The sequence below is a fragment of the Shinella sp. WSC3-e genome, from assembly GCF_945994535.1.
GTDB lineage: Bacteria > Pseudomonadota > Alphaproteobacteria > Rhizobiales > Rhizobiaceae > Shinella > Shinella yambaruensis.
Map to the genome: position 1 here is coordinate 414,803 of NZ_OZ000531.1, position 17,353 is coordinate 432,155.

Sequence of the window (17,353 nt, forward strand, 5' to 3'; positions counted from 1 at the left end):
TCGGCATACCCATTTCGATTGAATGACTTATGATCGCCTTCGCCGCACAGAAGGCACCGGGGGACGCGCAAATGGAGATCAAGTGGCTGGAGGACTTCGTGACGCTGGCCGACACGTCCAGCTTTTCGCGCGCCGCCGACTTGCGCAATGTCACCCAGCCGGCCTTCAGCCGCCGGATCAAGCAGCTGGAAGGCTGGCTCGGCGCCACGCTGATCAGCCGCGCCACCATGCCGGCCGAATTGACGCCCGCGGGCCGCAGTTTCCTGCCCGTCGCGCAGGAGGCGATCCGCACCTTCTATGCGGCGCGGGAAGCGCTGCGCCCTGCGCATGAGCCTGGCCTCATCCGCTTTGCCGCCCTGCACACGCTGACGGTCACCTTCTTCCCGCGCTGGCTAAAGACACTGGAAGGCGCGGGGGGCGCCTTCAGCACCTCGCTCATCCCCGATCGCGGCGGCATCGAGGCCAATCTCGACGCGCTGGTCGGCGACGAGGCGGATTTCTTCCTCACCTATGCCCATCCGGAGGTGCCGTTCCATCTCGACCGCGGGCAGTTCGCCTCGCTGACGGTCGGGCGCGACCGGTTGATGCCGCTGGTATCGGCGGAGATCGCGATTTCGGGCCAGCTGCAGCCCGGACGCAATCTCCTCGACCGCGCCGTCGCGCAGCCGCGGCTCGCCATTCCCTATCTCAGCTACGGCTTCAATTCGTTCTTCGGCGTCGCCCTGTCGCGCCTCCTCCTGCGCCGCCCGCCCTTCCGCCGGCGCACGACGCATGAAAACACCATCAGCGCCGGGCTGATGAACATGGCGGTGACGGGCGCGGGCGTCTGCTGGCTACCGGAGAGCCTGGCGCGCGAGGAGATGGAGGCGGGCCGCCTCGTGCCGGCCTCCGTGGACGAGGGCTGGAACCTCGACCTCGAAGTCCGCCTCTACCGCCATGCGGCGAGCCGGACCGGCAAGGTCGAGGATTTCTGGCGCACGGCGCGGCAGCTTCTCGAACGCGGGCCGCCGGACATCAGACCTTCAGGAAGAGCAGCGCCCTGAGGATTTCGGAGAAATCCCTGTGCTCGAAGGCGACGGCGCGGGGACCATGCGCCTTCGCACCTGGATACCATGCGGCCCTGTAGGCCTCGGTCGGCGTGCTGAACTCGATCACCACTTCGTAGTGATCCGCCTTTGCGGGCAGCGCCTGCGCGAAGTCGCCCGACAGCGCCGCCGCCACGCCTTCGCGGATAAGGCGGCGCGACCAGGCCGGCGAGATGGATGTCGAGGCGCGGCCCCGGCCATCCAGCGTTTCCACCGTCGCAAGGCCGGGCACCATGGCCCGCGCCTCCGCGCAGATGCCCACGTCCCCGGCGAGGAAGACGGACGGTACGCCGTAGCCGGCCGCGCAGAGCGCGTTGAAGGTGAACTCGGACGCCACCTCGCCGTTCATCAGGAGCCGCGAGATGCGCAGGTTGGAGGTGTGCGCGAGCGGATTGCCCTCCGTGCCGGCCTTGGAATGGTAGCCCGTATAGATCGCGGCGGCAAAGCCGGCGTCGATGCCGAACATCATCTCGTCCGGATGGCCGGACCAGCCGCGCACGATGCGGGCGTAGTCGGGCAGGCGGTCGAGGATGAGGTTGCGGCCGCTGTCATGGGCATCCTTGATCACCACTTCCGTGGCGCCGGCGGCGCGCGCGCCTTCGCAGGCGGCGACAACCTCGCCCGTCATCAGCGCGCGGAATTCGGCCCAGTCCGGGTGGGTGCGCTCCGCCTCGTTCCAATGGGCGATGCCGGCCGTGCCTTCGATGTCGGCGGAGATGAAGACTTTCATGGGGCGGAGCTCTCTTTCAGCCAGTCCGTGAGGGCGGGATAGATGCGGCCGCTGCGCCCCGGCATGGCGGAGGCCACGCAGAGCGCGTTCAGCACCGCCTCCTGCGTGGTTTCCGCGGCAGCGCGGAAGGCGACGTCGATATAGCTGTCGGACAGCCGCTGCTGCATGGCGACGGGCGCCGCCGGATCGTGCTCCACCGGATCGGCCGTGGTGAAACAGAGGACGACATCGCCGCTGCCATGGCCCCAGAAGGCGCCAAGCCTTGCAAGCCCCGCGCCGCCGCGCCGGGCGACGCGCTGCAATTGCCGGTCCCCCAGCGGCAGGTCCGTCGCCATGACGACGATGACCGAGCCGCGCTCGGGGCTTGCCGGCACCCGCGGATCGGGCCGGCGGCCGTCCGGCAGGACGAGATCGCCCGCCGCGCCGAAATTGGCGAGCACCAGCGTACCGAGCGTGAAGTCGCGCTTGCCGATGCGCATCAGCCGCGAGGCGGTGCCGATGCCGGCCTTGAAGCCGAAGGCGGTCATGCCGGATCCGGCACCGACCGCGCCCTGTTCGACCGGCCCCGGCCGCGCCGCATCGAGGGCCGCCTCTGCATCCGCGGGCGTCACGCCGAGCGCTTGGATATCGTTGATGCTGCCGTCGTTGCATTCGCAGACCAGCGCGTTGACCGTCGAGGTCTTGCGGCCGATCGCCGGATTGGCGGCGATGGCGCGGCGGATCAGCGCCTCGGTGCAGGCGGCGACGCCGAACGTGTTGGTGAGCAGGATCGGCGTCTCGATCGTGCCGAGCTCGGCCACCTGCATCAGCCCGGCCGACTTGCCGAAACCGTTGACGACCTCGACCGCCGCCCGCGGCTTGACGCGGAAGAGATCGCCGGGATGCGGCACGATGGCCGTCACGCCGGTGAAGAGGCCTTCGCCGCGCAGCGAGCGATGGCCGACGGCGACCCCGGGAACATCGGTGATGGCATTGCCCGGCCCCGGCTCCAGCCGCCCCTCAGGGATCAGGCCCAGTTCACGCGCCGTCTTCATGTCCGCCCCTCCCGGCCTTCCAATCCTTGAAAGGATGACCTTTTTCCGAGCGAGCCGCCTCGTCGGAAATGCTCTGGATTCCTGCTTTTACCGCATTATCCGACGCCGAAGCGACTTCGCTTCGGCGGGAAATGCTCTAGACCGAAACGCCGGCCGCTTCCAGATAGAGCTCCTGCAGCGCCCGCGTCCGCGGCCCTGGTTTTCCGTCGCCGATCACCCGGTCGCCGATGCGCACGACGGGCGTGACCAGGCTGGAAGCGGAGGTCTGGAAGGCCTCTGCCGCGCCCTGCGCCTCCTCGGGCGTGAAGGCGCGCTCCTCGATGTGCAGGCCGTCGGCGGCACAGAGCCGCGCAAGGGCGCGCTGGGTGCAGCCCGGCAGCGTGGCCTGCGAGGCGGCGCGGGTGAGGATGCGGCCATCGGCGGTGATGAGGTGGGCGGTCGAGGAGGCCCCCTCCGTCACCAGCCCGTCCTCCACCAGCCAGACATCGTCGAAACCGCGGGCGCGCGCCGCCTGCTTGGCCATCACCTGGCCGAGCAGCATGGCGGTCTTGATGTCGCGCCGCTGCCAGCGCGGATCGGCGGCAAGGTCGACCGAAATGCCGTTCTGCTGCGCCTTGGTGCCGGTGAGGGTCTTGGCCTGCGTGAAGCCGACGAGCCGCGGCGCCAGCGTGGCGGGGTAGAAGAAGTCGCGGTCCGCCTCGCCGCGCGAGACCTGCAGATAGACCGTGCCGTCCTGCAGGGCGTTGCGGGTTATCAGCTCCGTCTGGACGGCCACGATGTCCGGCCGGCCGAGCGTCAGGGGAATATCCAGCTCCTTCAGCGAACGTTCGAGCCGGGCGAGATGCAGGTCGTTGTCGATCATCCGCCCGGCGATCACCGCCGTCACCTCGTAGACGGCATCGCCGAACAGGAAGCCGCGATCGAACAGCCCGATCCTGGCCTCCTCCTCCGGCACGAATTGACCGTGGACGTAGACGATCCTGCCCATCTGTTCCCCTTGCTGCGCCTGTGGCTCTTCGCGCCGAACATTGGTGCGACTTGCCGCGGCTGACCAATTCAATTTGGGCAGCATCCTATGCAAAAATCGCCTGAGCCATTGTTTCGCAATGACTTAGGTATTGTCACGTGCATCGGGCATAGCGGATTCCTCGGGCCAGCCAGCAGCCGAGCGTCAGGCCGGTGATGTGTCCGGCCGCATCGCGCTCGGCCAACAGCGTCCAGTCCCCCGGAGCGGGCGCGTCCATCGAGCGGCGCGTCACGACGATCCAGATATCGGGCCCGGCCGGCTGGACGATCTCGGGCCGGCCCGTGCCGAGGAAACCCTCCGCCCAGAGATAGGTCCCCCCGTCGCGGCATTCGATGACGATATCCGCCTCCAGCTCGGCGGAGCGGTAGCGGCCCGCAAGGCGCCTGTCTCCGAACGCCGGCACCGGGGCGACCGGCGCCAGCCTCTCGGCGTAATTTTCCTGCGCGCGCTGCATCAGGAGGTCCTCGCCCGCGCGGGCGACCGTGACGGACGAGGAGGCAAGGCCGCCGTCCTCCGTCTGCGAAAGGCTTTCCGGCGACGTGCCGAACCGCAGGGTCGCCGCGTCGAGGCCCGGCTCCAGCCGCGCGAGAAGACCGGTCTCGCGGCTCATCCACTGCCCGCCCCAGCGCTCGTCGAGCGGCTGGGGGACGGGGTGCGGCAGGCCGAGCGCGGTGCGCAGCAGCCGGTGCGCCGCCCCATGCGCATCGCCGTGATGGTTGAACATCACCACGACCGAGAGCCGCGCTTCGGCCGAATGGGCCCGGTAGGCCCGGAAGCCGCGCAGGGCGCCGCTATGGCCGGTGAAGGCGACATCGCCGACGCGCGAATGCTGCAGGCCGAAGCCATAGGCGGCGACCGTACCGTCACGGAAGATCTGCGGCACCGCGATCTGCCGGTAGAGGCTGTCCGGATCCCCGCGCGTGGCATCGATCCAGCGCTCATAGGCGATCATGTCGTCGAGCGAGGCGGAAATGCCGGCATCGCCCCGCCAGTAGATGCCGTTGTCCGCCGGCAGATAGCCGGTGGCGTCGCTGCCCTCGTAGCCCACCACGCCGTCCTCCGGCTGGCGGGTATCGGCGGTCAGCACCGCGCCGGTCATGCCGGCCGGCTCCCAGATGTGTCGCGCATAGAGCGCCTCGAGCGTTTCGCCGGAGAACTCCTCGAGAAGATCGGAGACGAGGCGGAAATTGCCGTTGCTGTAGGAATAGCGCGTGCCGGGCGCAAAGTGCCCGCTGCGCATGCGCTTGAACACCGCTGCCGCGTCATCGCGCGAAAAGGTCTGCTCGGCCCTGGCGCCGTGCAGCACGGTCAGTGCCCAGTAGTCGCGCAGGCCCGACTGGTTGTTGCAGAGGTCCCGCACGCGCGGCAGCGGGCCTTCGAAACTCGGCAGGTGCGCGGCAAGCCGGCCATCGAGTGCCTCCGGCGCGCCACAGGCGGCGAGCATGGCCGCGCAGGTGAACTGCTTGGAGACCGAGCAGATCGGCAGCCGCGTCCCCGCCGTCATGGCCCGAGGCGTGTCGAGATCGGAGAACCCCCAGGCACGAAGGGCGACGACCCGCCCTTCGCTGACCACGCCGGCGACGCCGCCCGGCCCGGGGAACCGCACGGGAAGCGCATCCATCTCCGCTTCGAGCCGCTTGCCGTCGATCATGCCCTGCCTGCCTTCCGTCCTTGCCCCGCCGGCATCTGCCCTGCGGGGATCGCTGCGAATCTCACCGGCGGCCATTGTTGCCATCCGTGGTCGCTTCGCAACTCGGCAAATCTGGCCGGCAAGGCATGCGCCGGTCAGTCGATGCCGTTTGCCCGTTGCAGCTCGCGCACATAGGCGATGACGTTCCGGAGGTCGGCCCGCGTCATCGCCGGCTGGGGCGGCATGTCGCCGAATGTCCAGTGATGCGCGCGCACACCGTTGGCGACGGCCACCGCGAAGGCTTGGTCGCCGTGGTGCGAGGGCTCGTAGATCTCATGCACCAGCGGCGGCCCGGCCTCGGTTCCCGCGGCATTGGCGCCGTGGCAGGCGGCACAGACGGCGTTGAACGCCTTCTCCCCCATCTTCGCCGCCTCCGAGAGGGTGGCGGGAACGGTGACCGCGACCATGGAACCTTTGCCGGTCGCTGCTCCGGTCGCCGGCGCCTCCGCGCCCCGACGCGCCCAGAGGGCGACGGCGGCAATGCCCGCCGCGACGATGGCGATGACGGCAATCTTCCCCTTGTTCATGCTGCCGGCCGACGCCGGCTTTTCCGGTGCGCCGAGCGCAGTCTTCGAATGCCCGGGCTGTTGATCGTTTCGTGTCATGGTTCCTGTCCTGATAGGAAGCCGGTCGCAGCGATCGCGCCCGGCAAGGAGCGGTTTCCAGAAAGGGCCGCGGGACAGGCGGGGCGGCCACCGGGCCGCCTCGCCTGCAATCCATGCCGCCTTCACGCCTCGACCCGGAACTCGGTCATCATGCCGGTCGCAAGATGCGGCATGTGATGGCAATGCAGCATCCAGCGGGCGGCCTCCCCCGCATCCAGCGCCACCGCGACCATGGACATCGGCGGCACGTAGACCGTGTCGCGCCGCGCGCCGGCAAAGCGGCGGGCATTGATCCCGACCACCTGGAAGGCATGGCCGTGCAGGTGCATCGGATGGCCCATCACCGACATGTTGTGGAAGGCGAGTTCCACCCGCTCGCCGCTTTTTGCGGCGATGGGGCGATGCTTGCCCCAGACCGCCCCGTCGATGGTCCAGGCATAGGGCTGCATCGCGCCGCCCAGCATGATCATGTGGCGGCGCTCCACCGGCCTTTCGGGCAAGGCGTCGATGCCGACAAGGGTCGCCTCCTGCGCAAGGTCGGTATCGAAGGCCGGCGCTGCCCTCTCGGTGAGGGTGTCGAGCCTGGCGACCGCCGCACCGGGCGTGGCAAGGACGATGCCGGTCCGCTCGCGCGCGCCCTCGCGAAGGGCGAGCACCGGCCATGCGCCGCCCTCGTTCGGCAGGTCGATCTCGATGTCGAGGCGCTGCCCCATGGCGACCCCGAAACGGGAACCCGCAAGCGGGCGCACCGGGTGTCCGTCCACCGCGACGAGCTGCCCTTCCACCGTGCCGGTATCGATCCAGAAGACCGTCGCGGCGGCGGCATTGATGATACGCAGCCGGACCCGCCCGCCGCGCTCGACCGGCACGACCTCGGGATCAGAGAGCGTGCGGTCATTGGCGAGATAGGCATCCCAATCGTAGTCGTTGAGGTCCATGGCCATGCCGCCCATGGTCCCCATGTCCATCGGCATCGCCATCGATCCCGCGGTTCCGGCGCCGGCATGCATGCCGCCGTGGCCCATGCCCTGCATCGTGCCGGAAGCTGTGGCGCCGTGTCCGCCGGTGATCTCCGCCAGCACCTCTTCCGGCGCCTTGAAGGAGAAATCATGCAGGAAGAGCACAACCTCCTGCCGGTCGGCGGCGACGTCCTCCGGCCGGCGCACGATCAGCGGGGCGGCAAGCAGTTGCATTTCCTGGATGGGAACGTGGCTGTGCATCCAGTGCGTGCCGGAAAGCGGGACGAAATCGAAGCTGCGCGTCTCGCCGGGCGCAAGCAGCGGCTGCGGCAGGTCGGGCACGCCGTCCTGCGCGTTCGGCGGGATCTGGCCGTGCCAGTGCACGATGGTCGGAACGGGCAGGTCGTTGTCGAGGGTCACCCGGAAGCGCTGGCCGGGATCGAGCACGAGGCCTTGCCCGCCTGGGCCGGCAAGGCCGAAGACGGTGGCGGCGCGGCCGTCGATATCGAGCGTGCGGCGCGTGGCGGCAAGCCGCAGCGGCGCGGCCGCCTGGCCGAAGGCGCGGACGGGGAACTGGGTTGCAGCGAGCGTCGCTGCGCCGGCGGCCAGGAAGCCGCGTCGGGAAAAGGATCTCATGGCATCACCTCGGGACGGACGTCCCGCTCAAAAAATCTGGAGGAATACGGCAGGCGCGGCCTGCCGCGGCTTCAGAGGCGATGCGCTATGGGAGGCCGGTCGTTAAGGGCCGGCGGGGTCGAGACAAGGGCGGCGTCGGGATGGCGGGTATAGGTTTCACGCGGCATGGCGAGGCCTGCGGACAGCCGCCCCGCCGGCAGGAACACGCCGACACCCGTGCAGACGAGATCGCACAGGCCGGGATCCATCGTGCAGGTCCCGTGGTCGCTACAGGACGCCTTTGCCATGGAAGCATGCTCCATCGGCTGCATGCGGCCGGCCAGTTCCGTCGAGACGATCATGCCGGTCTCGTGCGCCGCGGCCGTGAAGGACACGACCGCGAACAGACACGCCGAAACGACAAGCATCAGGAACCGCAGCATGGAGCGAAAGTAGGAGCCCGGCCCGGCTTTGTCCATCGGCAAGGCCATGGGCAAAGTGCCGCGCGGCCTCCGATCCGGCCACGGCGATGGATTTACAGGCAAAAGGCCTTTAATCCTCGCAGGCGACGGCCCGAGGCCGTGCGTTCCGACAGCCGCGCCTTGCCGCTCGTCCGGATCGAGAATGGACCTATCGAGGCCAGGGCAGGGAGTGCGCAGATGCTCGTCGGAATTACGATCTTGCTTGTTTTCCAGTTGATCGGCGAAGTGACCGCCTATTTTCTCGGCGGCTTCGTGCCGGGGCCGGTCATCGGCATGGCGATGATCGCCGTGGTCCTCACGCTGACCGGCGGCAAACCGCTCCTCGAATCCGCCCACCGGCAGACGCTCGACACCTCCAGGGCGATCCTCGCCAATCTCGGCATCCTCTTCGTGCCGGCCGGGGTCGGCATCATCCAGCACCTCGACCTCATCCGCGACCGCGGCCTGGCGCTGCTCGCCATCGTGCTGCTCTCGACCGTCATCACGCTCGCCGTCACCGTCTGGGTCTTCATCCTGGTGAAGCGGCTTTCCGGAGGCTATGCCGATGACTGACGGGCTCTGGGTCTATCTCGCCACCTCGCCCCTGCTCTGGCTCGCCGCCACGCTGGCCGTCTGGCTGGCCGCCACCGGCCTTGCCGGGCTCAGCCCGGGAAATCCCCTGCTGAACCCGATCCTCTTCTCCATCGCCGCGATCGCGACCGTGCTCTGCGTCGGCGGGATCGACTACGCCGCCTATTTCGAGGGCGCGCAGTTCATCCACTTCCTGCTGGGCCCGGCGACCGTGGCGCTCGGCATCCCGCTCTACGAGAAACTGTCGCTGGTGAAGAGCAACCTCCTGCCGCTGCTCGCCGCCCTCTTCGTCGGTAGCCTCACGGCGGTCGGCTCGACTGTATTCTTCAGCCGGCTGTTCGGCTTCACGCCCGAGGTCGTCGCCTCGCTCGCCCCGAAATCCACGACCGCGGCGGTCGCCATGGCCATTTCGTCGGGCCTTGCGGGTGACCCGGCCCTCACCGCGGCCGTCGTCGTCCTCACCGGCATCTGCGGCGCGATCGTCGTGACGCCGATGATGAACGCCATGCGCATCAAGGACTACAGCGCGCGCGGCTTTGCCGTGGGCCTCGCCTCGCACGGCATCGGCACGGCGCGCGCCTATTCCGTGGATCCGGTCGCAGGCCTGTTTTCGGGAATCGCGATGGGGCTGAACGCGGTGCTCACGTCGCTCATCGTGCATCTCTTCCTGTGACCGCTCACGCGATGGCGATGATCTCGATCTCCTGCTCGCCGACGGTCACGAGATCGCCGACGGCCTTGCCCATGAGAATGCGGGCCACCGGCGCCACATAGGAGATCGAGCCGGCCTTGGGGTCGGCTTCGTCCTCGCCGACGATGCGATAGGTCTGCACCCGCCCGTCGTCGCGGCTGAAGGTGACGGTGCTGCCGAAGGAAACGACATCGTTCGAAGCCGGGGCGGCAACAAGCTCGGCGGTGCGGACCCTCTCGGCGAGATAACGCAGATCCCGCCCGGGGCCGGCCGCCTGCCGCCGGCGCTCGTTGACGTCCTCGATGGCATTCGCCGCCGCATAGGCCTCGCGGGCCTCCTGAAGCTGCGCCTCCAGCGCCTTCAGCCCGGCCTCCGTGACGAGGTTCGGGTGCGGGGAAATCGCCCGTTCGGGCAGCAGGGTTTCCGCTGCCGTCTCGGCGCTTTCTTCCTTCATGAAGGCAACGCTCACGCTCGAACTCCATTCCTGGCGCGGCGGGCCCATGGCCCGCGGGAACGGTAACCGTATCCCATCGCGAAAGGACGGGTCAATTCCTCGGCGGCGGAGCGCCGGCGGTCAGGCGTTCGGCGCCGGCATCGCGACGCCCAGCCGCTCCGCATTCCGGGCGAGCTTCGCCCAGACCGCATCGCCGACGGGAACGCCGCCCGACAGCGCCGCCTGCCGCTTGCGGGCCGCGCTGTCGCCAGGCATGCGCACGGGACCGTCGTTCCAAGGGGCCGGCGGATTGTCCCGGCAGGCGGCGGCCGTCCAGTCCGCCTGGGTGGTGAAGGCGTCGAGCCCGGCGAAGAAGGCCGGATCCATCACCTGCAGGAAGGCGCTCTGCGCGAAGGTGCCGGGCGCCGTGTTCGCCCGGCCCTTGCCGGAAAGGCCCTGCCCCATGAGATCGACCATGAGGGCGAGGCCGAAGCCCTTGTGCCCCTTGGCCACGCCGCCGAGCGGCATCATGGAGCCGCCGCGCTCGGTGATGTCGCGCGGGTCGCGGGTCGGCTCTCCCGCGGCCGTCAGGCCCCAGTCCTCCGGAAAGTCCTCGCCGCGCTTGGCGAGCGTCTGCGTCATCGTGGTCGTCGTGATCGAGCAGGAGACGTCGATCAGAATCGGATCGCCGGACGTCGGATAGCCCGCCGCCGTCGGATTGGGCGTCAGCAGCGGCCGGGTGCCGCCATAGGGCGCGACGCGCGACGCGCCCGGATTGGAAACGGAGATCTGCACGATATAGCCGCGCTCGGTCACGCGGCGCATGAAGGCCGACAGCGCACAGGTATGGTGGCAGTTGCGGATGGCCGCCGCGACGATGCCATGATCGGCGACGCGTTCGCAGGCCTGGTCGAGCGCCCTGGTCAGCAGCCAGGCGCCCGGCAGCAGATTGCCGTCCCAGACGAAGGTGCTGCCCCGGTCGGCCACCACATCGTAGCGGCCGGCCTTGGCCAGCGATCCGTCCTCGAGCGCCTCGAGATACCAGTGCAGCAGGCCCACCCCGTGCGTGTCATGGCCGATCATGTCCCCTTCGACGAGGATGGCGGCGGTGGCTTCGGCCTTGTCGGCCTCCATGCCGGCCTTGGCCAGCATGCGTTCGACGAAAGCGGTCAGGGCACGGTGGTCGACATGGGGCATCGGGCTATCCATCCATCGCTTGGCAGACGATGCGGGCCGGTCGGACCGGCCCGCACGACAGGCTTACTTGAACTTGATCTGGGAGAGCTGGAGCTCGGAATTCGTCGCGATCGTCGGCTTGAAATCCAGCCGGGGCGAGACGCGGGTGAAGCCGACCATGTGGAACATCGGGATATCGGCGATGATCTCCGCGTTCACCTTGGCGAACAGCTCCTTCCACAGCTTGGTGCGCTCGTCGCCCGTCGCCGTCGTCGCCTTTTCGATCAGCGCATCCACGGCCGGATCCCGCACCATCGAATGCGCGCCCGTCGAGGCATATTTGACGAAGGCGGTGAAGACCGGGTCGCCGGTGGCGTTGTCATGCTGCGACTGGGTCAGCGTCGGGCCGGAATCGGCCACATAGGGCGAGACGAAGTAGTTGTTCCAGACCGACACGTCGTACATGTCGAGCTTCACGTTGAGGCCGACCTCCTGGAGCATCGCCATGATGGCTTCCATCGCCTCGGTGGCGTTCGGATACTGGCCATTGCGGCCGATGATGCGGACCACCTTGTCGACCGGTACGCCGTCGGCCTTCGCCTCCTCGACCAGCTTCCTGGCCTTTTCGGGATCATAGGGCCAGACGGGGATGTCGGCATTGTAGCCGATGGTCGTCGGCACGACGAGCTGGGTGGCGATCTGCGCCTGCTGGGGGAACAGCGTTCCGAGCATGGCCTGCCGGTCGATGGCAAGGTTCATCGCCTCGCGGATGCGCCGGTCGTCAAGCGGCGCCTCGCGCGTGTCGATGCGCAGGGACGTCGTCTCGGAATTCGGATAGGCGAAGTCCGTTTCCTTGTTCGTGGCATCCTGCAAGGCGACGGACGGCACGATATCCGCCTCGCCGGCCTCGACCATGGCCGCCGCCACGGCACTGTCGGAGCGGAACAGATAGGTGGCCTGCTCCACGGCGGGCTGCTCGCCCCAGTAGTTCGGGTTGCGCTTGAGGACGATCGACTGGCCGACCTCCCACTTGTCGAAGACATAGGCGCCGGTGCCGACGGGGTTGCGGGTGAATTCGTCGGCCGGCGTCGCCTCGGCGGATTCGACCGGCATGACGGTCATCAGCAGCGGAAGGATCGGCTGTGCCGGCTTGGTGGTGATGCGGATCGTATGAGCATCGGGGCTCTCGAAGCTGAATTCGGTGCCGCCGAAATACTTGCCGCCCACCTCGCAGCTGAATTTGGGATTCTTGTTGCGCTCGATGGTGAACTGCACATCCTTGGCCGTGAAGTCCTTGCCGTCGTGCCACTTGACGCCCGGCCGAAGCTTGAATTCCCAGGTATCTGCGTCGACCTGCGACCATTCCGTGGCAAGGCGCGGCTTCAGCCCGCCATTCACATAGTCGAACTCGACGAGCATCTCGTTGACATTCTCGGAAATGACGCGGCCGACATCCTGGCGGGCCGCCATGCAGGGCTCGACCACGTCGACGGTTTCGGCAAGCACGATCGTCACGTTCCTGTTCGCGTCCTGCGCGGTGGCGTGGCCGGCGCCCAGCGCCAGCATCGTGGTGGAAAAACAGACAGCTGCCATGCGGCGTTTCATTTCGGTCTCCTCCCTCGGCATCCGGCAGGACGCCTCTTTTCTTTGATGAAATCCAGACCTGTGGGTCGCGATGGTGATCCGGGCAATTCCCCTCCGAATTGCGGATCAACTAATGCACATGCACACTAATATTCCAGTTTACCTCCTATTTCAAGCTTGGATGAGTCGGTTTGCGACGAGGAACTGCCGCAGGATGGCCTGCTGGTCGGACGAAAGCGGCCAGGCCGCGGGCGGGCGCGTCGAGCCGCAGTCGCAGCCCATCGCCGCAAGCGCCGCCTTCACGCCGGTGACATTGGCCCCGTTCAGCTCCATGGCGCGAACCGCCTCGAAAGGCGCCATATCCGCGATCAGGCCGCGCGCGGCGGCATAGTCGCCGGTTTCGAGCGCCGCATGGATGGCGATGGAGCGCTCCGGCCAGATGTTGATGAGGCCGGAGGTGAAGCCCCGCGCGCCGACGGCATAGAGCGCCGGCGCCCAGACCTCGGCGAGCCCGCCCACCCAGAGGATGCCGGGATCGCAGGCCGCGATCGCCTCGGCGAGCTTCAGCGGGTTCGGCGTCGCCCATTTCACCCCGATGACGCCGGGAATGGCGCAGAGCCGGGCGATGGCCGCGGTGCCGATGGCGTCGTTGCGCAGATAAAGCACCAGAGGCAGTCCCGCGCCGGCCTCCGCCACCCGCTCGACATAGTCCACGACGCCGCGCGGGGCGGCGAAGGGATCGGGCGGCTGGTGCACCATGAGGCCCGCCGCGCCGGCGCGGCGGGCCGCGGTCGCCAGCCGGCAGGCGTCCTTCACCGACCGTCCCACGCCGGCGACAACAGGCGCGCGGCCGTCGACGAGCCCACAGACCGCGATGGTCATCGCCTCGGCCTCCTCGACGGTCAGGGCGTAGAACTCGCCGGTATTGCCGTTCACCACGGGCACATGCAGGCCCGCGGCGAGCGCCCGGTCGAGGATCGGGCGCAAGCGGTCCGGCGCGATCCGGTCCTCGGCATCGAACGGGGTGACGAGGATGCCGGAAATGCCGCCCAGCGCCTTTCTCAGATCACCCGCCATCATTTTGCCGACGCGATGAGGTCGCGCATCATCGCGATCTCCTCCTCGGAAAGGTCCGTCAGCGGCGCGCGCACCGGGCCGGCATCGAAGCCGCGCAGACGCACGCCCGCCTTGACGGCGGAGACGGCATAGCCGCTCTTGCGGTCCCGGATCCGGGCGAAGGGATAGTAGAAGCCGCGCAGCATCTGCTCGCAGGTCGCATCGTCGCCGGCAAGAAAGGCCCCGTGGAACCTCAGGGCCGTCTCGGGAACGAAATTGAAGACCGCCGAGGAATAGGTCGGCATGCCGGCGCCGCGATAGGCCTGGGCGAAGAGCTCGTGCGTCGGCATGCCGCCGATATAGGACAGGCGATCGCCGAGCATCACCGTCACCCGCCGGACGGTGTCTATGTCGCCCGTGCCGTCCTTGAAGCCGATGAGGTTGGGGCATTCCTCGGCCAGTTTCGCCAGTTGCTCGGCGGAAACGCGGGCCTGGCCGCGGTTGTAGACGATGACGGCCATGCGGGTCGCCTTGCACACGGCGCGGATGCGGGCGGCAATGCCCTCCGGCGGCGCTTCGGTGAGGTAGTGCGGCAAAAGCAGGATGCCGTCGCCGCCGGCCGCTTCGATCTCGCGCGCCATGTCGCAGGCGATCCGCGTGCCGTAGCCGCAGCCGGCGATGACGGGCGCATCCCCCGCCACCATGCGTGCCGTCTTCACGACCTCGACCACCTCGCCCGGCGCCAGCGAGAAGAGCTCACCCGTGCCGCCCGCGACGATGAGGCCCGCCACCGGGTAGGACGAAAGCCATTCGAGATGCGCAGCAAAGGGTTTCGCCGCAAAATTGTCCTCGGCATCGAAGGGCGTGACCGGGAAGGACAGGAGGCCGTTGCGAATGATCTCGCGCAGGTCGGTCGGGTGGATCATGCTATTCTCCTCAGTTCGGTTGCGCCGCTCTTCCGGAAGAGCGGCGGGAAATTCCGATGGCCGTGCCGGGCGCGCGCGTCCTCTCGGCCGGAACGGACACCCCGGCCTTGTTATGCTGTCGTGCCTTGAGGGCGGAGGGCCTAGCGGCCGTTCGCCGCCCGCCAATCGGCAAAGAGCGCGAGATTGGCCTCGTCGGTCGCCGGGTAGAGCCCGATGATCGTGTGCCCCGCCTTCACCCGCTCGACGACGAAGTCCTCGTAGGCGGTCATCTCGACAGCCTCGTCGGCGATCTCGTCGGCGATCTCCGCCGGGATGACGATGACGCTGTCGTCATCGCCGACCACCACGTCGCCGGGGAAGACCGCGACATCGCCGCAGCCGATCGGCACGTTGATGTCGATCGCCTCGTGCAGCGTCAGGTTCGTCGGGCTGGAGGGCCGATTGTGGTAAGCGGGGATGTCGAGCGCGCCGATCACCATGGAATCGCGAAAACCGCCGTCGGTCACCACCCCTGCCCCGCCGCGCGCCATCAGCCGCGTGATCAGGATGTCGCCGGCCGAGGCCGCGCGCGGATCCTTGCGGCTGTCCATGACGAGCACATGCCCCTCGGGGCAGGTCTCGATGGCGAGGCGCTGGGGATGTTTGGGATCGCGGAAGACGGACATCGGATTGCGATCCTCGCGGGCCGGCATGTAGCGCAGCGTGAAGGCCGGCCCGACCATGTTGCGCCCCTTGGCGCGGACGGGGCGCACATCCTGGATCGTCTGGTTCCGGAGGCCGCGCTTGTAGAGCGCCGAGCACAGGGTCGCGACGGAAACGCCCTGCAGCTTCTCATGGGTTTCGGGTTTCATCTGTCCTCCTCAATCGCCGAAACGGCGGGTTTCAACAGTCCAGTCACGCGCCCTGCCGGCAAGGCCGCAGCCCACCGGGCATGGCGCGCCTCGTCAGTTGATGACCGGTTCCGGCGTCTTGCCGCCGAATTCGGTGCGCAGGAAATCGAAGTCGCAGCCCTTGTCGGCCTGCTCGATATGCCGGGTGAACATGAAGCCGTAGCCGCGCTCGTAACGGGGCTCCGGCGGTCGCCAGGCCGCGCGGCGCGCGGCAAGCTCCGCCTCGGGAACGAGCATGTTGAGGCTGCGCGCCGGGATGTCGAGCTCGACGATGTCGCCGGTCCTCAGCAGCGCGAGCGGGCCGCCGACGAAGGCCTCGGGCGAGACATGCAGCACGCAGGCGCCGAAACTCGTGCCCGACATGCGCGCATCCGACAGGCGCACCATGTCGCGCAGGCCGAGCTTCAGGAGCGCCTTGGGCATCGGGATCATGCCCCATTCCGGCATGCCGGGCCCGCCCTGCGGCCCGGCATTGCGCAGGACGAGCACCGTCTCCGGCGTCAGCGGGTAGTCCGGATCGTCGATGATCGCCTTCAGGTCGGGGTAACTGTCGGCCACGAGCGCCGGGCCACGGTGACGGTGGAACCTGGGATCGCAGGCCGCCGGCTTGATGACCGCGCCATCGGGCGCGAGATTGCCCTTCAACACGGCCAGCGACCCCTCGTGGTAGACCGGATCGGAGAGCGGCCGGATCACGTCGTCGTTCCAGACCTTAACGGCATCGAGCCCCTCGACCAGCGGCTGGCCGGTCACGGTGATCGCGGTCGGGTCGAGCTTGTCGCCGAGCTGCTTCATCAGCGCGCGCAGGCCCCCGGCATAGAAGAAATCCTCCATGAGATAGGTCGAGCCCGACGGGCGGATATTGGCGATCACCGGCGTCGTGCGGCCGATGCGGTCGAGATCGTCCAGCTCCAGCGGAACGCCCGCCCGGCGGGCCATGGCGATAAGGTGGATGATGGCATTGGTCGAACAGCCCGTCGCCATCGCCACCGTGACGGCATTGTTCACCGCGGCGGGCGTGATGATCCGGTCCGGCGTCAGGTCTTCCCAGACCATGTCGACGATGCGCCGGCCGCAGGCGGCCGACATGCGCTGGTGGTTGGCATCGGCGGCCGGGATCGAGGAGGCACCCGGCAGCGTCAACCCCATCGCCTCGGCGATCGCCGTCATGGTGGAGGCCGTGCCCATGGTCATGCAATGGCCGTAGCTGCGGGCGATGCCGCCCTCGATGCCCTGCCACTCCTCCCTGGAGATCGTCCCGGCCCGGCGCTCGTCCCAATATTTGAAGCCGTCCGTGCCGGAGCCCAGCGTCTTGCCGGCATAGTTGCCGCGCAGCATGGGGCCGGCCGGCAGGTAGATGAAGGGGACGCCCATGGAGACCGCGCCCATAACCAAAGCGGGCGTGGTCTTGTCGCAGCCGCCCATCAGCACCGCGCCGTCGATCGGGTGGGAGCGCAGCAGCTCCTCGGTCTCCATGGCAAGGAGGTTGCGGTAGAGCATGGTCGTCGGCTTGACGAAATTCTCAGAGAGCGACAATGCCGGCAGCTCCATCGGAAAGCCGCCCGCCTGCAGGATGCCGCGCTTCACCCATTCGGCCCGCTCGCGGAAATGCATGTGGCAGGGCTGGGCGTCCGACCAGGTGTTGATGATCGCGATGATCGGCTTGCCCTGCCAGTCCTCCGGCGCGTAGCCCATCTGCATCGTCCGCGACCGGTGCCCGAACGACCGCTGATCGTCCGGCATCATCCAGCGGGCCGAACGCAGCTCTTCGTAGGTCTTCCTCCCGGCCATTTCCGTCTC

At 68.3% G+C, this 17,353-nt stretch carries 17 protein-coding genes; 3 read left to right on the forward strand and 14 right to left on the reverse strand.

Annotated elements, in window-relative coordinates; all coding sequences use genetic code 11:
- Positions 1-71: 71 nt before the first annotated feature.
- A complete protein-coding gene (locus AABF56_RS25105; protein ID WP_272807713.1) occupies positions 72-1,043 on the forward strand; it encodes a LysR family transcriptional regulator in 972 nt (323 codons plus the stop codon).
- Here AABF56_RS25105 and AABF56_RS25110 read toward each other — a convergent pair.
- From AABF56_RS25110 to AABF56_RS25140, 7 genes are all read right to left on the reverse strand, one after another.
- Positions 1,015-1,815 (reverse strand): M55 family metallopeptidase, encoded by an 801-nt coding sequence (locus AABF56_RS25110; protein ID WP_272807712.1) that lies wholly within the window; start codon positions 1,813-1,815, stop codon positions 1,015-1,017. The genes AABF56_RS25105 and AABF56_RS25110 overlap by 29 nt on opposite strands.
- Positions 1,812-2,849, reverse strand: a complete 1,038-nt coding sequence (locus tag AABF56_RS25115; RefSeq protein WP_272807711.1) for a DmpA family aminopeptidase — start codon at positions 2,847-2,849, stop codon at positions 1,812-1,814. The genes AABF56_RS25110 and AABF56_RS25115 overlap by 4 nt, the downstream gene beginning before the upstream one ends.
- A 136-nt stretch (positions 2,850-2,985) precedes the next feature.
- Positions 2,986-3,837: a D-amino-acid transaminase gene (locus tag AABF56_RS25120; RefSeq protein ID WP_272807710.1), complete on the reverse strand. Its 852-nt coding sequence runs from the start codon at positions 3,835-3,837 to the stop codon at positions 2,986-2,988.
- A 133-nt stretch (positions 3,838-3,970) separates the two neighbouring features.
- Positions 3,971-5,527 (reverse strand): D-aminopeptidase, encoded by a 1,557-nt coding sequence (locus AABF56_RS25125; RefSeq protein WP_338341920.1) that lies wholly within the window; start codon positions 5,525-5,527, stop codon positions 3,971-3,973.
- A 134-nt stretch (positions 5,528-5,661) separates the two neighbouring features.
- Entirely contained in the window at positions 5,662-6,171 is a 510-nt protein-coding gene (locus tag AABF56_RS25130; RefSeq protein ID WP_272807708.1) for a c-type cytochrome, read from the reverse strand.
- A 122-nt stretch (positions 6,172-6,293) separates the two neighbouring features.
- Positions 6,294-7,766, reverse strand: coding sequence for a multicopper oxidase family protein (locus AABF56_RS25135; RefSeq protein WP_272807707.1), 1,473 nt, complete (start codon positions 7,764-7,766; stop codon positions 6,294-6,296).
- A gap of 71 nt (positions 7,767-7,837) precedes the next feature.
- Positions 7,838-8,236 (reverse strand): hypothetical protein, encoded by a 399-nt coding sequence (locus AABF56_RS25140; RefSeq protein ID WP_272807706.1) that lies wholly within the window; start codon positions 8,234-8,236, stop codon positions 7,838-7,840.
- A gap of 168 nt (positions 8,237-8,404) precedes the next feature.
- Between AABF56_RS25140 and AABF56_RS25145 the strand changes: the two genes are divergently transcribed.
- Both AABF56_RS25145 and AABF56_RS25150 read left to right on the forward strand, forming a co-directional pair.
- Complete coding sequence (locus AABF56_RS25145) at positions 8,405-8,779, forward strand: CidA/LrgA family protein (RefSeq protein ID WP_244766345.1); 375 nt, start codon at positions 8,405-8,407, stop codon at positions 8,777-8,779.
- Entirely contained in the window at positions 8,772-9,470 is a 699-nt protein-coding gene (locus AABF56_RS25150) for an LrgB family protein (protein WP_272807705.1), read from the forward strand. Before AABF56_RS25145 ends, AABF56_RS25150 begins: the two co-directional genes overlap by 8 nt.
- A gap of 4 nt (positions 9,471-9,474) precedes the next feature.
- On the opposite strand, the gene greA is transcribed toward AABF56_RS25150, so the two are convergent.
- The 7 genes from greA to araD form a co-directional block, all read right to left on the reverse strand.
- Positions 9,475-9,957 (reverse strand): transcription elongation factor GreA, encoded by a 483-nt coding sequence (gene greA / locus AABF56_RS25155; protein ID WP_272807704.1) that lies wholly within the window; start codon positions 9,955-9,957, stop codon positions 9,475-9,477.
- A gap of 105 nt (positions 9,958-10,062) precedes the next feature.
- Entirely contained in the window at positions 10,063-11,118 is a 1,056-nt protein-coding gene (locus tag AABF56_RS25160; protein WP_272807703.1) for an Ldh family oxidoreductase, read from the reverse strand.
- A 63-nt stretch (positions 11,119-11,181) separates the two neighbouring features.
- Entirely contained in the window at positions 11,182-12,702 is a 1,521-nt protein-coding gene (locus tag AABF56_RS25165; protein ID WP_272807702.1) for an ABC transporter substrate-binding protein, read from the reverse strand.
- A gap of 150 nt (positions 12,703-12,852) precedes the next feature.
- Entirely contained in the window at positions 12,853-13,758 is a 906-nt protein-coding gene (locus AABF56_RS25170; protein WP_272807701.1) for a dihydrodipicolinate synthase family protein, read from the reverse strand.
- A complete protein-coding gene (locus tag AABF56_RS25175; protein WP_244766339.1) occupies positions 13,758-14,663 on the reverse strand; it encodes a 5-dehydro-4-deoxyglucarate dehydratase in 906 nt (301 codons plus the stop codon). The genes AABF56_RS25170 and AABF56_RS25175 overlap by 1 nt, the downstream gene beginning before the upstream one ends.
- A gap of 140 nt (positions 14,664-14,803) precedes the next feature.
- Positions 14,804-15,514, reverse strand: a complete 711-nt coding sequence (locus tag AABF56_RS25180; RefSeq protein WP_272807700.1) for a ribonuclease activity regulator RraA — start codon at positions 15,512-15,514, stop codon at positions 14,804-14,806.
- Positions 15,515-15,607: 93 nt separating this feature from the next.
- Positions 15,608-17,344 (reverse strand): L-arabinonate dehydratase, encoded by a 1,737-nt coding sequence (gene araD, locus AABF56_RS25185; protein WP_272807699.1) that lies wholly within the window; start codon positions 17,342-17,344, stop codon positions 15,608-15,610.
- Positions 17,345-17,353: the final 9 nt, after the last annotated feature.

Coding starts and splice junctions, on each gene's coding strand:
- AABF56_RS25175 (WP_244766339.1), bottom strand. CDS start 14,663: ATGATCCACCCGACCGACCTGCGCGAGATCATTCGCAACGGCCTCCTG.
- AABF56_RS25160 (WP_272807703.1), bottom strand. CDS start 11,118: ATGCCCCATGTCGACCACCGTGCCCTGACCGCTTTCGTCGAACGCATG.
- AABF56_RS25180 (WP_272807700.1), bottom strand. CDS start 15,514: ATGAAACCCGAAACCCATGAGAAGCTGCAGGGCGTTTCCGTCGCGACC.
- AABF56_RS25165 (WP_272807702.1), bottom strand. CDS start 12,702: ATGAAACGCCGCATGGCAGCTGTCTGTTTTTCCACCACGATGCTGGCG.
- AABF56_RS25145 (WP_244766345.1), top strand. CDS start 8,405: ATGCTCGTCGGAATTACGATCTTGCTTGTTTTCCAGTTGATCGGCGAA.
- AABF56_RS25130 (WP_272807708.1), bottom strand. CDS start 6,171: ATGACACGAAACGATCAACAGCCCGGGCATTCGAAGACTGCGCTCGGC.
- AABF56_RS25125 (WP_338341920.1), bottom strand. CDS start 5,527: ATGATCGACGGCAAGCGGCTCGAAGCGGAGATGGATGCGCTTCCCGTG.
- AABF56_RS25135 (WP_272807707.1), bottom strand. CDS start 7,766: ATGAGATCCTTTTCCCGACGCGGCTTCCTGGCCGCCGGCGCAGCGACG.
- AABF56_RS25140 (WP_272807706.1), bottom strand. CDS start 8,236: ATGGCCTTGCCGATGGACAAAGCCGGGCCGGGCTCCTACTTTCGCTCC.
- AABF56_RS25105 (WP_272807713.1), top strand. CDS start 72: ATGGAGATCAAGTGGCTGGAGGACTTCGTGACGCTGGCCGACACGTCC.
- AABF56_RS25120 (WP_272807710.1), bottom strand. CDS start 3,837: ATGGGCAGGATCGTCTACGTCCACGGTCAATTCGTGCCGGAGGAGGAG.
- AABF56_RS25115 (WP_272807711.1), bottom strand. CDS start 2,849: ATGAAGACGGCGCGTGAACTGGGCCTGATCCCTGAGGGGCGGCTGGAG.
- araD (WP_272807699.1), bottom strand. CDS start 17,344: ATGGCCGGGAGGAAGACCTACGAAGAGCTGCGTTCGGCCCGCTGGATG.
- AABF56_RS25170 (WP_272807701.1), bottom strand. CDS start 13,758: ATGGCGGGTGATCTGAGAAAGGCGCTGGGCGGCATTTCCGGCATCCTC.
- AABF56_RS25150 (WP_272807705.1), top strand. CDS start 8,772: ATGACTGACGGGCTCTGGGTCTATCTCGCCACCTCGCCCCTGCTCTGG.
- AABF56_RS25110 (WP_272807712.1), bottom strand. CDS start 1,815: ATGAAAGTCTTCATCTCCGCCGACATCGAAGGCACGGCCGGCATCGCC.